This is a genomic window from Pseudobutyrivibrio sp. OR37 (genome assembly GCF_900113655.1).
Lineage (GTDB): Bacteria > Bacillota > Clostridia > Lachnospirales > Lachnospiraceae > Pseudobutyrivibrio.
The window spans coordinates 1-15,301 of sequence record NZ_FOQF01000018.1; the positions used below are offsets into that span (position 1 = coordinate 1).

Sequence of the window (15,301 nt, forward strand, 5' to 3'; positions counted from 1 at the left end):
GTGTATTGGTGAATCAATCGGTTTGGTAATGCCCATGATCGCGGAGCATCAACAACCTCGCATAAAAGAATTCAGTTAGAGATGATTTGTTGCGACCCAACTGCCAATGGGAAACCATGAACTCTAACAAACAGCTAGTGGGTTTGAAGTTAACTTCCGTGCCAGGGGAACTGACTATTAATGAAGTAACCATTAAGGCTCAACAAGGAGTGAAAGAACTATTACCTGATTGACTCAAGGTCAATAATATCATGAGCATAACCAAACCGATTGATGGAGTTGTATAAATGTAAAAACTTAGTAACAAAATATATATTACGAGGAGTATGTTATATGGACAATTATGATGCTTTCAAGAAAGAAGTTTATGACTTGACAAAGATTGATTTAAGCTCATACAAGGAAAAGCAGATGCGTCGACGTATCGACTCTTTGGTAACCAAGCATAAATGCAAGGAATACCATGAGTATGTAGGCTTATTAAAGAAGGATAAAGAAGTCTTTGATGAATTTGTAAACTTCCTAACTATTAATGTATCAGAATTTTATCGTAATCCTGAGCAGTGGGAGCTTATGTCTAAGGAATTTATTCCTGAACTTATGAAGCATTCAGGTCAGAATCTTAAGATTTGGAGTGCTGCTTGCTCTACAGGTGATGAGCCATATTCTCTTGTAATGGCCTTGTCTCAGCATATTCCTTTAAATAAAATTAAGATTTATGCCACTGATATTGATAAACAGGTTATTGCTACTGCAAAGGTAGGCTTATATAACGCTAAAAGCATTGCTGGTGTTCCTGCAGATTTGAAAAAGAAGTTCTTTACTCCTGTGGGAAGCTCTTTCCAGATAAGCGAAGATGTAAAAAAATGTGTTGAATTTAAAGAACACAATCTTTTAAGGGATTCTTATCCTACAAACTATGACATGATAGTTTGTAGAAATGTACTTATTTATTTCACCGATGAAGCTAAGGATGAGGTTTATGCAAAATTTGCAAAATCCTTGCGACAGGGCGGAATCCTCTTTATTGGCTCTACCGAGCAGGTTATTAATTATAAGGAGCTTGGTTATAAGAGACGTTATTCCTTCTATTATGAGAAGGTTTAATGCTTAAGCATATATCGGCATATTTTAACAAGCAAGGTAGCATTGATGTCTGCTACATCCACGTAGGTTTCCTTTGATTCGAAGGAAGGCTTGAAGGTGCGAAGGGTACCTATATCGAGTTTTTCAGGAAGGGCAAGGAATTGTCCTTCCTTTTTAACTTTGCAGTCAGCGCGTTTTGCTGGCCTGCGTAACGCTTTGTCCATACTTTCGCCGATAGCTTTTGGAATAATGATATCCTCGTTTATCAGATAGTAATAATTTTTAAAATCTGGTAGGAAGGTGTAAAGCTGTCCCTCGAAAAGCTTTAAGGTAACATAGATATGATTATCTTTTACAATATATAATCCATAATCGCGTTGCTTGTTTATCGGCTTAGGAAGAGTTAAATCTATTTCGATTTCAAATCGAACCTTATCTCCATCGATTTCGTGATTAATATATCGCAAATCTGTAATGAGAAGCTCTGGGTATGCCAGGATATCGGTTATATAAATCATGCCCTGAACATCTTCGTAATTATGAAGTAGTATTAGCTGTTTTGCTTCTTCATCGCCTGTTAAAGAATAGTGCTGATATACAGGAATTAGCTCTCCACCGTTGTATTTATCGTCACGATGGAGCCCTAAAAACTCTTCAATTGTCTTTTGTTTATAGTTTGGTAGATCAAGCAAGCATCTTGCTTTTGTGGAACGAAGATACATATCGATGTGATGCTTTGATTTTATTTTGGTGGTAAAGTTATATTTTCTACATCTTTCCACAATAAAAGATTCGTCAAAGCGGGTAGAATTAAAGCCCAGGAGATTGTCGAAATTCTCCATAACCCTTTCAAATTCTGTAATTATTTCAATTTCTTCAGCTTCATTTTTAGCTAAAAGCTGGGTGATAGTTACAGTGGTGCCTTTTCTTGAAGCATATCCTATTAAATATATAAAAGATTTTCTTGGAGAAAGGCCCGTACATTCGATATCGAAGAATAATGTATTTTCATTAAAATACATTTCATATATACGGTTTGCTTGTTCTAACTCATAATTTTTATAAATGATTTCCATAACTAACTATTTTCCAATCCTATCTTTTGTCAATTTTAACACTAAGTGTAACAGTTTGGTATTCAAAAATATACAAAACAAATGATAAAATTTCTCTATTAGTTATGTATAAATGTTATAATTTAATTAAATATACGAAAAAAGAAAGAGGGGGTAAAAAAATGAGCCTTAGAACATTTAAAGGTGGTGTACATCCTTATGAAGGCAAAGACCTTACAAAAGATAAGCCAATTAAGGAATACTTACCACAGGGCGATTTAGTTTTTCCTCTGTCTCAGCATATCGGCGCACCGGCAGTTGCATGTGTTGCTGTAGGCGACACTGTGCTTAGAGGTCAGAAGATTGCTGACGCAGGAGGATTCGTTTCTGCTCCAATTTTTTCTAGTGTTTCCGGTACCGTAAAGGCAATCGAACCTAGACGAGTTGCTACTGGAGATATGGTCGATTCCATCATAATCGAAAGTGATGGTAAATTCATTGAAACTGGTTTTGAACATTGTGACGATTTCACCAAGCTTTCCAATGAAGATATTCTTAAGAAGATTCAGGAGGCTGGTGTAGTAGGCATGGGCGGTGCAGGTTTCCCAACTCATGTTAAATTGTCACCTAAGAATCCAGAACAAATTGAATATATCATTGCTAACTGTGCAGAATGTGAGCCATATCTTACATCTGACTACAGGAGTATGGTTGAAAATCCAGATAAACTCATTCTTGGTATGAAAATTATTCTCAAGCTTTTCCCTAAAGCCAAGGGCCTTTTAGCTGTTGAGGATAACAAGAGCGATGTTATTACATCTCTCCAAAGACTTACACAAAGTGAGTCTAGAATTGAGGTTGTGCCACTTCTTACAAAATATCCACAGGGTGGTGAACGTCAGATTATTAAAGCTTGTACGGATCGAGAAATTAATTCCAAGATGCTTCCAGCTGATGTGGGATGTATCGTTGATAATGTTGCTACCATCAACGCAATCTACACAGCAGTTGTAGAAGGAAAGCCTGTTATGGATCGAATCTTTACAGTTACAGGCGATGCTGTTATGGAGCCACGCAATTATCGAATTTGCATAGGCACAAGTTGTAAAGAAATTTTAGAAGCAGCTGAGGGATTTGTTAAAGAGCCAGCTAAAATCATTTCAGGTGGCCCTATGATGGGATTTGCTGTTATGGATACAGATTTCCCTACAACAAAAACATCAGGAGCAATACTTTGCTTGTCTGAGGATGAGGTTTCTAAATATGAGACTACAGCTTGCATCAATTGTGGAAGATGCGTAGAAGCTTGCCCAGAGAACCTGATTCCTTCAAGACTTTCTAAATTCTCTGAACATAATGACAAAGAACAATTCGAAAAATGGTACGGACTTGAGTGTATTGAATGCGGTAGCTGTAGCTATGCTTGCCCTGCAAGAAAGCCATTGGCTCAGGCAATCAAGACAATGAAAAAACAAATTCTTGCTGATAAGAGAAAAAAGTAGAAAGGAAGGGTAGAACGTGAGTAATTTATTAAAAGTTTCTTCATCTCCACATGTTAGAGCGAAGGACGATAGCAGTATTATCATGTTATATGTGATAATTGCACTTATGCCAACTACACTTTTTGGCATAATCAATTTTGGAGTTCGCGCATTATTACTTGTGTCTGTATGTATCGCTAGCTGTGTTTTATCTGAATTCTTATTTGAAAAGGCTGTTGGAAAGAAGAGTACTATCGGTGATTTAAGCGCCGCTGTTACAGGACTTCTTCTTGCACTCAATTTGCCACATACACTTCCTGTTTGGCAGGCAGTTTTAGGTAGCGTTTTCGCTATTGTTGTTGTAAAAATGCTTTTTGGCGGTTTAGGTCAGAACTTCATGAACCCAGCTCTTGGAGGTCGTGTATTCTTACTTATTTCTTTTGCAGGAACAATGACTCATTTTGAGTATGACGGACTTGCTGGACCTACTCCACTTGCTTCAATCGGCGGTGGTAACGTTAATACACTTGATATGTTGATTGGACGTACAGCTGGAACAATCGGTGAAACAAGTACAATTTGTATTCTAATCGGTGCTATTATCCTTATTTTATTAGGAGTTATCGATTTAGTAATTCCTGGTGTTTACATTCTTACATTCTCCATTTTTGTTATTTTATTTGGAGGACATGGATTTGATACATCATTCCTTGTTGCTCACCTTTGTGGTGGTGGATTAATGCTTGGTGCGTTCTTTATGGCAACAGATTATGTAACGTCACCGATCACACCTCTTGGTAAGGTTATTTTTGGTATCTGCCTTGGTATTTTAACAGGTATCTTTAGATTCTTTGGAAACAGTGCAGAGGGTGTTAGCTACGCTATTATTTTCTGTAACCTCTTGGTTCCACTTATCGAAAAGATTACTGTACCTAGAGCCTTCGGAATCTCAAGGGAGGTGAAGTCTAATGAATAAACTAGTAAAAGATGCACTAGTACTTACATGTATTACTCTTATTGCAGGCTTCGCTTTGGGACTTGTTTATGAAATCACAAAGGCTCCAATCGAAAGAGCACATCAGGCTGCTATGAAAGAAGCTTATTCTTCAGTTTTTGCTGATGCTGCTTCCTTTGCAGAAATAGAGGATTTTGAATCTTCAGCTGCTACAGACTATGTTCACGAAGCAGGCTATGGCACAGAAACAATTGATAATTGTGTAGAAGCTATTGATGGTTCAAACAATGTAATTGGTTATGTACTTACAGTTACAACATCAGCTGGTTATGGCGGAGATATTACATTTTCCGTTGGAATAACAAATGACGGCACAATCAATGGTTATTCAATTACTTCAATTTCTGAGACTGCTGGTCTTGGTATGAAGGCTAAAGATACAGGTGATGGCACATTTTCTTCTCAGTTTATAGATAGAAAAGCAGAAATATTTACAGTTACAAAGACTGGTGCTTCTTCTTCTAGTGAAGTAGATGCTATTTCAGCAGCAACTGTAACTTCTCGTGCTATGACAGGTGGAATTAATGCTTGTATCACCTACTTTGAATCTATCGTAGGAGGTGCTGCAAATGAATAAGAACCTAGAAAGAGTATATAATGGACTTTGGAAGGAAAATCCTACCTTTGTATTAATGCTTGGTATGTGTCCAACTCTTGCTGTTACCACATCAGCAATTAATGGTATTGGTATGGGACTTTCTACAACTGTAGTTCTTGTTTTATCAAATATGCTTATTTCTGCTCTTAGAAATATCATTCCGGATAGAGTAAGAATGCCAGCTTTTATCGTTGTAGTTGCTTCATTCGTTACAATTGTTCAGTTTTTAATGGAAGGTTTTACTCCTTCATTATATGAATCCCTTGGAATTTATATTCCTCTTATAGTAGTTAACTGTATCATCTTAGGTCGTGCTGAAAGCTACGCAAGCAAGAATCCTGTTATTCCATCTATGTTTGATGGTATTGGTATGGGACTTGGTTTCACAATTGGTCTTACACTTATTGGTATAGTTCGTGAAATCCTTGCAAACGGTTCAATATTCGGCGCTACAATCACACCACTTAACGACTATCACATCACTTTGTTTGGTCTTGCACCTGGTGCTTTCTTAGTACTTGGTTGTTTAGTGGCAATTATGAATGTAGTTCGTCGCAATATGGAAGCTAAGGGTAAACCGCTTCCAGCAGTTCAGGGATGTCTTGGTGGAGATTGCTCAGGATGTACTTTATCCTCAGCCTGCACTGGAAAGACTTCGACTAATAAGGCTGATGATAATATAGGAAAGGAGGAGGAATAATGAGTTACGTTACAGGTCTAATTCTTTTATTAGTAGCTTCGGCTATTGTAAATAATGTTGTTCTTTCTCAGTTCCTTGGACTTTGCCCATTTCTTGGAGTTTCTAAGAGAGTTGAGACTGCGGCAGGTATGGGTGGAGCAGTAATCTTCGTAATTACTATTGCATCCTTTGTAACATCTCTTATTTATAAATTTATTTTAAAGCCTACCGGATTCGAATACATGCAGACAATCGTGTTCATTCTTGTTATTGCTGCACTTGTTCAGTTCGTAGAGATGTTCCTAAAGAAGAGCGTACCTGCACTTTATAAGTCACTTGGTGTTTACCTTCCACTTATCACAACAAACTGTGCAGTGCTTGGTACAGCTATCAATAATGTTACTAAAGAATATGACATTCTCGAGTCAGTTATTAATGGTTTTGGTGTAGCTGTTGGTTTTACAATTGCTATCGTTATCATGGCTGGTATTAGAGAAAAGATTGAATACAACGATTTTCCACAGGCCTTCAAGGGCTCAGCTATCGTTCTTGTTACAGCAGGACTTATGGCTATGGCTTTCATGGGCTTTGCTGGAGTGATTTAAGGAGGGCTGACAAATGAGTATAGCAGGAATTTTACTGGCAGCTGTTATAGTTGGCGCTACCGGTTGTATTATTGGATTTTTCCTTTGCTTCGCATCTGAGAAGTTTAAGGTAGAGGTTGACCCTAGAGAAGAAGCCATCCTTGGTGTTCTTCCTGGAAATAATTGTGGTGGTTGTGGTTATGCTGGATGTTCTGGTTTAGCTGCAGCTATTGCAAAGGGTGAGGCACCTGTTAATCAGTGCCCAGTTGGTGGAGCACCTGTTGCGGCTCAGATTTCTGATATTATGGGTGTTGCTGCTGAAGAAGGCGTTCGCAAGGTCGCATTCGTTATGTGTAATGGCACATGTGAAAATGCTAAACAACTTTATGATTACACTGGTGTTGAGGATTGTCAGGCAATGGCTTATGTTCCTGGCGGCGGTCCTAAGGCTTGTTCTTATGGCTGTATGGGATTCGGGTCATGTGTTAAGACTTGTCCTTTTGACGCTATTCATATTGTTGATGGTGTGGCTCTTGTTGACAGAGACGCATGTAAGGCTTGTGGTAAATGTGTTGCTGTATGTCCAAATCATCTTATTGAGCTTATTCCTTACGATTTTGGTCACGCTGTCAGATGCCATAACAATGATAAGGGAAAAGATGTTATGAGTGTTTGTAAGGTCGGCTGTATTGGCTGCCATAAGTGTGAAAAGGTTTGTGAAAGCGATGCAATCCATGTTGATGGATTCTTTGCCCACATAGATCAAAGTAAGTGTACAAGCTGCGGTAAATGTGCTGAAGCTTGTCCAAGGAAGATTATTTTGTAAGGAGGTAGCATGCAAAATAGTACAAAAAAAATTGTAGGAATCACTGTATGTATTTTACTAGCTGTATTTTGCGCCTTTGCGCCACTTCTTAAGAAGGGAGCATCAGGCAAGTCTTATGTTGGAAATGCACAGGGCTTTGGAGGAAACATAGAAGTAACTGTATTTGTTGATGGAAATACTATTACAGATATTACTTACAATGCTCCTGACGAGACACCTTCAGTAGGTGGAGTTGCAATGGAAAACTTAAAGGCTCAGATTATTGCTGAACAGAACAGCAATATCGATGGTGTTTCAGGAGCTACTTACAGCTCTAATGGATTTTTACAGGCTGTAAACATGGCTCTTGATGAAGCCGGCATAGTTGCAGATGGTTCTAATGGTTCTAAGGCAGTTGCTGAAGACTATGAAGGAACTACTGATATCGTTATCGTCGGCGGTGGTGGTGCTGGTATGACAGCTGCCATCAAAGCTGCTGAGGCAGGCAAGAAGGTTGTTCTTATCGAAAAGAACACAATTCTTGGTGGCAACACAGCACGTGCAAGTTCTGGTATGAACGCTGCTGAAACTCATTACGAGGAAGAGCAGGGTGTTGAAGATTCAGTTCAGTCTTTCATTGATGATACAATGAAGAGTGGAAAGAATATTAACGATCCAGAGCTTGTTAAGGTTTTAGCTGAAAACACATCTGAAGCTATTGATTGGCTTGATTCAGAAGACATCAAATTAGATGGACCTCTTGCAACTATGGGTGGTTTAAGTGCAAATCGTACTCACAGACCTGTAGATGCAGATGGAAACATTATTCCTGTAGGTTCTTTCCTTGTAGATAAACTTTCTGCAAGAATGGAAGAGCTTGGCGTTGAAGTTCACACTGGTACTGCTGTAAACGAAATTATCATGGAAGATGGTAAGGCAACTGGTGTTAAGGCTACAGGAAGCTCAGGAAATAACGTAGTAGTTCATGCTGGAGCTGTTATTGTTGCTACAGGTGGATTTGGTGGAAATATGGATAGAGTGGAAGAACTTCGTCCTGATTTAAAGGGATATATTTCTACAAACGTTACTACTGCAAGCGGTGACGCATTAGATTTCTTGGCAGATGTTAATGCTGACTTCATAGATCTTGATCAAATTCAGCTTCATCCTACAGTTGTTCCAACTGATGGTACATTGGTTGGTGAGGCACTTCGTGGTGACGGTGCTATTCTTGTAAACAAAGAAGGCCACAGATTCTTTAACGAGACAGGAACTCGTGATGAAGTATCTGCAGCTGAAGTTGAGCAGCCTACTGGTAATGTATGGCTTATCGTTAACCAGGATATGTATGAAGGATCTGCTGTTATTTCTAAGCTTGAAAAGGGTGGTTACCTTGTAAATGGTGATACACTTGATGATCTTGCAAAGGCAATGGATTTCAATGCTGATGCAACTGCAGCTTTAAAGGAAACAGTTGAGACCTGGTCTGGCTATGTAGCAAAAGGTGTTGATGAGGATTTTGGTCGTGAAATAGGTGCAGTTAAGACTGACCTTTCATCTGGTCCTTACTACGCAGTAAATGTAGGCCCTGGTATCCACCATTGTATGGGTGGTGTTAAGATTAACACAGACGCTCAGGTTATAGACAAAGATGGCAATCCAATCGAAGGTCTATATGCTTGTGGCGAAGTTACTGGTGGTATCCACGGCGCTAACCGTTTAGGTGGTAACGCTGTTGCTGATATCGTGGTCTTTGGTAATATTGCCGCAGAAAATGCTATCGATTACGTTAAATAATTAAAAAATTCATCGTAGATGATATGTACCCTCTTTACTGGTGAACCAGTAAGGAGGGTATTTTTATGTAAAATCAAGTTGACAATAGTAACAGTAATTTTACTTAAGCCTTGCACCATTTGGTGTGTTAGTGGTATCATATATCGGATAATATACGGGAGAGAAGCTATGTACGGACGAGATTTTACGGAAAAAAAGCGAGTTATTGTAAAGGTTGGTTCTTCCACCATTACACATGAAGCCACAGGTAATATTGACTATACCAAGCTTGAGCGTTTGGTCCGTCAGCTGTGCGATTTAAGAGCACAGGGTAAGGATGTTTGCCTTGTTTCTTCAGGTGCGATTGCTGTAGGACGATATGCCATCGGCCTTAAGGAACGCCCTAAGGATTTGGCTACAAAGCAGGCTTGTGCATCTATTGGACAGGCTTATTTGATGTCAGTATATCAAAAGCTTTTTTCTGAATATAATCAGCGAGCAGGTCAGATTCTAATGACTAAAAAGACTATGACTGATCCCGAGTCCAGAGAAAATGCCCGTAATACCTTTGAGCAGCTTTTTGCTCTTGGTGTTATTCCTGTTGTTAATGAGAACGATACAGTTGCTACACATGAAATTCAGTTTGGCGATAACGATTCTTTGTCAGCTATAGTTGCTGCATTGGTAAAGGCTGATGCTCTTATCTTGTTATCAGATATAGATGGCCTTTACACAGATAACCCAAACACCAATCCTGAGGCCCAGTTTGTTCCTGTTGTTGAGGATATTGATGCTGTGGTAGATATGGCAAGCGAGGATAGCACTTCAAATGTTGGTACAGGCGGCATGACTGCAAAGCTTCGCGCAGCTCAGATTGCTACATATTCTGGAGCTGATATGGTTATTACTAATGGAAAACATATAGGAAATATTCACCGTATTTTCGAAAATAAGGATAAGGGCACACTATTTGTTTCAAACAAAAGGGATGATGTTCATGTATTAGATTTGTTAGAGGATTAATTATGATTACAGAGAAAGATATTGCAAGAATTAACGAGTTATACCACAAAAGTAAGGCAGAAGGCCTTTCAGATGCTGAAAAGGAAGAGCAGGCTGCTCTTAGAAAAGCATATATTGCTGCCATTAGAGGTAACATTAGAGCGCAGCTTAACAATATTGACCTAGTTGATGAAAAAGGTAATGTAGAAAATCTTGGCGAAAAATATGGAAAGGTATCAAAGTAGTAAAGAACTTAGATTAACATATAAACAGCTTAGAGATGAAGCTCCAATAGATTTACGAAATTGTAAATCAAAGGCTATCGTATCAAATGTTTTGGCTCTTTTAGAATCTGATTTTAAAGGAGCTAATATTTTTTTATGTTATTATCCCTTTGGTTCAGAAATAAATCTGCTTCCTCTTTATGAGAAGCTATTAGCTGAGGGAAGGTTACTATATTTTCCTGTTTCTGATGCAAAAAATCACAGGCTATATTTTTATAAAATATCCGATTTGAAAAAGGATTTTCATGTAGGCGCCTATAATATTATGGAGCCTAATGATACCTTAAAGGTTTTTGAATACGATATAAATCAAAATATCATTTGTATCACCCCAGGATTAATTTTTGATAGAGCTTTTAATAGAATAGGCTACGGTGCTGGCTTTTACGATAGATTTTTATCTGATAAGCCAAATATTATAAAACTTGCACCATGTTTTGAAAGTCAGCTTTTGGCTTCCATCCCATCTCAGGCCCATGATATTAAAATGGATATAATTATTACTGAAAATGAAGTTTTGAAAGGAGATAAGCTATGACACTAATCGAACTTGCTACAAAGGCTAAAGACGCAAAATACAAGGTTGCTTTACTTCCCACAGATATTAAAAACAAAGCCATACTTGCTGTTGCCGATGCCCTGGTTTCAAATAGTAGCACCATTATTTCTGCTAATTCTATTGATATGGAAAATGGCACTAAAAAGGGCTTATCTCAAGGCTTACTTGATAGATTAAAGCTAGATGAAGACCGTATCAAAGGTATGGCGGAAGGACTTCGTCAGGTAGTTGAATTAGATGACCCAATCGGTAAAATCACTGAAAATTGGGAACGCCCTAACGGCCTTAAGATTTCCAAAAGATTAGTTCCAATAGGTGTTGTAGGTGTTATCTACGAAGCCAGACCAAATGTTACAGCTGATGTTTTTGGCCTTTGCTTTAAAACAGGTAATTCTGTTATTTTAAAGGGTGGTAGCGATGCTTTAGAATCAAATAAGGCCATCGTTAAAGTTATAAAAGATGCTCTTATAAAGGAAAATGTTCCTGTAGATGCAATTACTCTTATAGAAGATACTACCAGAGAATCTACTAATCAGCTTATGCGAATGAATGATTATGTAGATGTGCTGATTCCTCGTGGCGGCGCTGGTCTTATTAAATCAGTTGTAGAGAATGCATCAGTTCCAGTAATTGAAACAGGCTCCGGCAATTGTCACATCTATGTAGATCATGTTGCTGATATTGATATGGCAATAAATATTATCGTAAATGCGAAGACGCAGCGTATTGGTGTTTGTAATGCTTGCGAGTCTTTAGTTATTCATGAAGATATTGCCTCAGAGCTTCTTCCAAAGCTTACATTGGCATTAAAGGAACACGGTGTTCAGATTTTTGCTGATGAAAAAGCAAAGTCTCTTATGGAAGGCGCAGCGCCTGCAACAGAACAGGATTTTGCTACTGAATATTTAGATTACATTATTTCAGTAAAAACAGTTTCATCTGTAGAAGAAGCAATTGAACATATCAACAAATACAATACAGGCCATTCAGAGTCAATCATCACAAAGGATGATGTTAATGCAAACAAGTTTTTAGATGGTATTGATGCTGCTTGCGTATATGTTAATGCATCTACTAGATTTACAGATGGCTTTGAGTTTGGCTTTGGTGCTGAAATAGGTATTAGCACTCAAAAGCTACATGCTAGAGGCCCTATGGGACTTCTTGCTCTTACAAGCTACAAATACACAATCCATGGAAATGGACAGGTTAGAAAATAAAAGATAGATAGGAATTAAAATGAGTATTACAGATTTATTAAACAATGCTCCAACTCAGGAGCCAGAGCGTCAGTATTATTTTATAGCTGAGGCAAAGAAGATTATCGAAAAGAAGGAGCAGGAGCTTGGTAGAAAGCTTACTTGCTGCGTAACAACCTTTGGTTGCCAGATGAACGCCAGAGATTCTGAAAAGCTTCTTGGTGTTTTAAAGGAAATCGGATATGTAGAAACTGAAAGCGAGAACGCAGATTTTGTAATCTACAACACCTGTACTGTTAGAGAAAATGCCAACAACAAGGTTTATGGTCATCTTGGTATTCTTCATGGCTACAAGAAAAAGAACAAGGATATGATGATTGGTCTTTGTGGTTGCATGATGCAGGAACCTTCTGTTATCGAGCATCTTCAAAGCAATTATAAGTTTGTAGATTTGATTTTCGGTACTCATAATCTATATAAGTTTGCTGAATTATTTACAACAGCACTTCTTAACAAGAAGGGCATGATTATCGATATTTGGAAGGATACAGACAAAATCGTTGAAAATCTTCCAATTTCACGTAAGTACCCATTCAAGTCTGGTGTAAATATCAGTTTTGGCTGCAACAACTTCTGTACATATTGCATCGTTCCTTATGTACGTGGTCGTGAGCGTTCTAGAAAGCCAGAGGATATTGTAAACGAAATCAAGGCTTTGGTAGCAGATGGTGTAGTTGAAATCATGCTACTTGGTCAGAATGTTAACTCTTACGGCGTAGGACTTGAAGAAAAGGTTACCTTTGCAGATTTACTTCGCATGGTAAACGATATTGAGGGACTTAAGCGAATCCGCTTTATGACACCTCATCCAAAGGATTTATCAGATGATTTAATCGAGGCTATGGCTACACTTCCAAAGGTTTGCCATCACATGCATCTACCACTTCAGTCTGGTAGCACAGAAATCCTTAAGAAGATGAACCGTCGTTATACTAAGGAGCACTACCTCGGTCTTGTAGAAAAGCTTAGAGCGCGCATCCCAGATGTTGCAATCACAACAGATATTATCGTAGGTTTCCCTGGTGAAACAGAAGAGGATTTCCTTGAGACAATGGATGTTGTAGATAAGGTTCATTACGATAGTGCATTTACATTTATCTATTCTAAGCGTACAGGTACACCAGCTGCTACAATGGATAATCAGGTACCAGAGGATGTGGTTAAGGATAGATTTGACCGTCTTCTTGCTCTTGTTCAAAAGCATGGCCATGAAAAGGTTCAGTCACTAGAAGGTACTATCCAGGAAGTACTTGTAGAAGAGGTAAATGAGCAGGATTCTTCACTTGTTTCTGGTAAGCTTGCCAACAATGTTACAGTACATTTCCCAGGTGATGAATCTATGATTGGCAAATTAGTTAATGTTAGGTTAAACTGTTGTAAAGGATTCTATTTTATTGGAGAAGTTTGCCAGTAAAATCATCTAATACATTTAATCGGGAGAATAACTATGTTTAGCTACATTAGAGGAACACTTGCTGACATTGATGATAATGTTGTTACTGTTGAGAACAATGGAATAGGCTATGGTATTAGCACATCCATGAACACAATCAGGCAGCTGCCTGCCATTGGTTCAGAGGTAAAGCTTAATACCAAGCTCATTCCAAAGGAAGATTCTCTTACTTTATATGGATTTTTTGAAAAGGAGGAGCTTAAGATGTTTGAGCTTCTTCTTTGTGTTAGTGGAATTGGTCCAAAGGGAGCACTTGCAATCCTTGGCAATATGACTGTTTCCGATATTCAGTTTGCAGTTGCTGGAGGCGATGCAAAGGCCTTTGCTGCTGCACCAGGCGTTGGTAAAAAGACAGCTGAAAGAATAATCATTGACCTAAAGGACAAGGTAGATATAATAGGTGCCTTCGAAGCTAAAATCACATCAGATTTATCGGGCTCTAAAAAGGCTGCTCCTTCCACATCTGTTAAGGAAGAGGTTCTTGAAGCGCTTGTTGCTTTAGGATATTCACCAAGCAATGCTGCACGAGCCCTTGATAAGATGACTATCACAGAATCCACTACCACAGAACAGCTGCTAAGCGATACATTAAAGCAGATGTCATTCTTATAAAAATCGGGGGATATAATGCTTACTAACAAACAGATTACATCTACAATAGCAAGTCATGAAGATCTTGTTAACGACAATGCTCTTAGACCAAAATCCTTTGACGGCTACATCGGACAAAGCAAGGTCAAGGAGAATATGAAAATATATATAGAGGCTGCTAAAAATCGTGGCGATGCATTGGATCACGTGCTTTTATACGGCCCTCCAGGTCTAGGTAAGACCACACTTGCTGGAATCGTAGCAAGCGAAATGGGCTCAAATATAAAGGTTACTTCAGGCCCGGCCATTACAATTCCAGGAGAAATCGTGGCTGTTCTTATGACACTTAAGGATGGTGACATTTTATTTATTGATGAGATTCATCGCCTTTCAAAGCCTGTTGAAGAAACCTTGTATTCAGCAATGGAGGATTTTGCTGTAGATATTGTTATGGGAAAGGATACAACAGCCCGTTCCATCCACACAAAGCTTCCTAGGTTCACCCTTATAGGTGCAACCACTCGTCCAGGTCTTCTTTCAGCACCACTTCGAGACAGATTTGGAATTATAGGCCATATGGATTATTACACTCCAGAGGAGCTTTCTACAATTGTTACTGCATCAGCAGGTAAATTAAACGCCCCTATTGATTATGAGGGCGCTTATCAGATTGCTCTTAGGTCACGAGGAACTCCACGTCTTGCAAACAGATATTTAAAGCGTGTTCGTGATTATGCAGAAGTAAGATATGATGGAAGAATTTCCAAGGAGGTTGCCGCTGCAACACTGGATTCTTTAGAGGTAGATACTTTAGGCCTTGATAACAATGATAGAAACATTCTGCTTGCAATTATAGAGCGTTTTGGAGGCGGCCCTGTAGGCCTTGATAATCTTGCTGCCACTGTAGGTGAGGACTCAGGTACAATCGAGGATGTGTACGAACCATACCTGCTTCAGCATGGACTTATAATCAGAACACCAAAGGGAAGAGTGGCTACCAAGGAAGCCTATGAACATTTTGGTATGCCAGTTCCAGAAAATATCATTTAAACTAAGAAGAAATCTTGTTTTTAT

General features: G+C 38.7%; 16 protein-coding genes. 15 read left to right on the plus strand and 1 reads right to left on the minus strand.

What is annotated here, in order from left to right:
* Positions 1-333 precede the first annotated feature (333 nt).
* Positions 334-1,107: a CheR family methyltransferase gene (locus tag BM097_RS09495; RefSeq protein ID WP_090548541.1), complete on the plus strand. Its 774-nt coding sequence runs from the start codon at positions 334-336 to the stop codon at positions 1,105-1,107.
* Here the strand turns inward: BM097_RS09495 and BM097_RS09500 are convergent.
* Positions 1,104-2,162, minus strand: a complete 1,059-nt coding sequence (locus tag BM097_RS09500) for a ribonuclease H-like domain-containing protein (RefSeq protein ID WP_090548546.1) — start codon at positions 2,160-2,162, stop codon at positions 1,104-1,106. The genes BM097_RS09495 and BM097_RS09500 overlap by 4 nt on opposite strands.
* 161 nt (positions 2,163-2,323) lie before the next feature.
* Between BM097_RS09500 and rsxC the strand changes: the two genes are divergently transcribed.
* From rsxC to ruvB, 14 genes are all read left to right on the plus strand, one after another.
* A complete protein-coding gene (gene rsxC / locus BM097_RS09505) occupies positions 2,324-3,643 on the plus strand; it encodes an electron transport complex subunit RsxC (RefSeq protein ID WP_090548551.1) in 1,320 nt (439 codons plus the stop codon).
* Between the two features lie 16 nt (positions 3,644-3,659).
* Entirely contained in the window at positions 3,660-4,598 is a 939-nt protein-coding gene (locus BM097_RS09510; RefSeq protein ID WP_090548555.1) for an RnfABCDGE type electron transport complex subunit D, read from the plus strand.
* Complete coding sequence (locus BM097_RS09515; protein ID WP_090548559.1) at positions 4,591-5,214, plus strand: RnfABCDGE type electron transport complex subunit G; 624 nt, start codon at positions 4,591-4,593, stop codon at positions 5,212-5,214. Before BM097_RS09510 ends, BM097_RS09515 begins: the two co-directional genes overlap by 8 nt.
* Positions 5,207-5,935, plus strand: coding sequence for an electron transport complex subunit RsxE (gene rsxE, locus BM097_RS09520; RefSeq protein ID WP_090548564.1), 729 nt, complete (start codon positions 5,207-5,209; stop codon positions 5,933-5,935). Before BM097_RS09515 ends, rsxE begins: the two co-directional genes overlap by 8 nt.
* The gene (rsxA, locus tag BM097_RS09525; RefSeq protein ID WP_090548569.1) at positions 5,935-6,519 is read left to right on the plus strand and encodes an electron transport complex subunit RsxA; all 585 of its coding nucleotides are present in this window, start codon (positions 5,935-5,937) and stop codon (positions 6,517-6,519) included. Before rsxE ends, rsxA begins: the two co-directional genes overlap by 1 nt.
* 13 nt (positions 6,520-6,532) lie before the next feature.
* Positions 6,533-7,324: an RnfABCDGE type electron transport complex subunit B gene (locus tag BM097_RS09530; protein ID WP_090548573.1), complete on the plus strand. Its 792-nt coding sequence runs from the start codon at positions 6,533-6,535 to the stop codon at positions 7,322-7,324.
* Between the two features lie 9 nt (positions 7,325-7,333).
* On the plus strand, positions 7,334-9,100 hold the full coding sequence (locus BM097_RS09535; protein ID WP_090548577.1) for a flavocytochrome c: 1,767 nt from the start codon (positions 7,334-7,336) through the stop codon (positions 9,098-9,100).
* Between the two features lie 168 nt (positions 9,101-9,268).
* The gene (gene proB / locus BM097_RS09540) at positions 9,269-10,102 is read left to right on the plus strand and encodes a glutamate 5-kinase (RefSeq protein WP_090548580.1); all 834 of its coding nucleotides are present in this window, start codon (positions 9,269-9,271) and stop codon (positions 10,100-10,102) included.
* Positions 10,103-10,104: 2 nt separating this feature from the next.
* Positions 10,105-10,326, plus strand: coding sequence for a DUF896 domain-containing protein (locus BM097_RS09545; protein WP_330389616.1), 222 nt, complete (start codon positions 10,105-10,107; stop codon positions 10,324-10,326).
* Positions 10,295-10,903 carry a 5-formyltetrahydrofolate cyclo-ligase gene (locus tag BM097_RS09550; RefSeq protein ID WP_143084976.1) on the plus strand — a complete coding sequence of 203 codons (609 nt, stop codon included), beginning with the start codon at positions 10,295-10,297 and terminating at the stop codon, positions 10,901-10,903. The genes BM097_RS09545 and BM097_RS09550 overlap by 32 nt, the downstream gene beginning before the upstream one ends.
* On the plus strand, positions 10,900-12,144 hold the full coding sequence (locus BM097_RS09555; RefSeq protein WP_090548590.1) for a glutamate-5-semialdehyde dehydrogenase: 1,245 nt from the start codon (positions 10,900-10,902) through the stop codon (positions 12,142-12,144). Before BM097_RS09550 ends, BM097_RS09555 begins: the two co-directional genes overlap by 4 nt.
* Before the next feature lie 19 nt (positions 12,145-12,163).
* Positions 12,164-13,597 (plus strand): tRNA (N6-isopentenyl adenosine(37)-C2)-methylthiotransferase MiaB, encoded by a 1,434-nt coding sequence (miaB, locus tag BM097_RS09560; protein ID WP_090548594.1) that lies wholly within the window; start codon positions 12,164-12,166, stop codon positions 13,595-13,597.
* Positions 13,598-13,630: 33 nt separating this feature from the next.
* Positions 13,631-14,248: a Holliday junction branch migration protein RuvA gene (ruvA, locus tag BM097_RS09565; protein ID WP_090548598.1), complete on the plus strand. Its 618-nt coding sequence runs from the start codon at positions 13,631-13,633 to the stop codon at positions 14,246-14,248.
* 15 nt (positions 14,249-14,263) lie between these two features.
* Entirely contained in the window at positions 14,264-15,277 is a 1,014-nt protein-coding gene (gene ruvB / locus BM097_RS09570) for a Holliday junction branch migration DNA helicase RuvB (RefSeq protein ID WP_090548601.1), read from the plus strand.
* Positions 15,278-15,301: the final 24 nt, after the last annotated feature.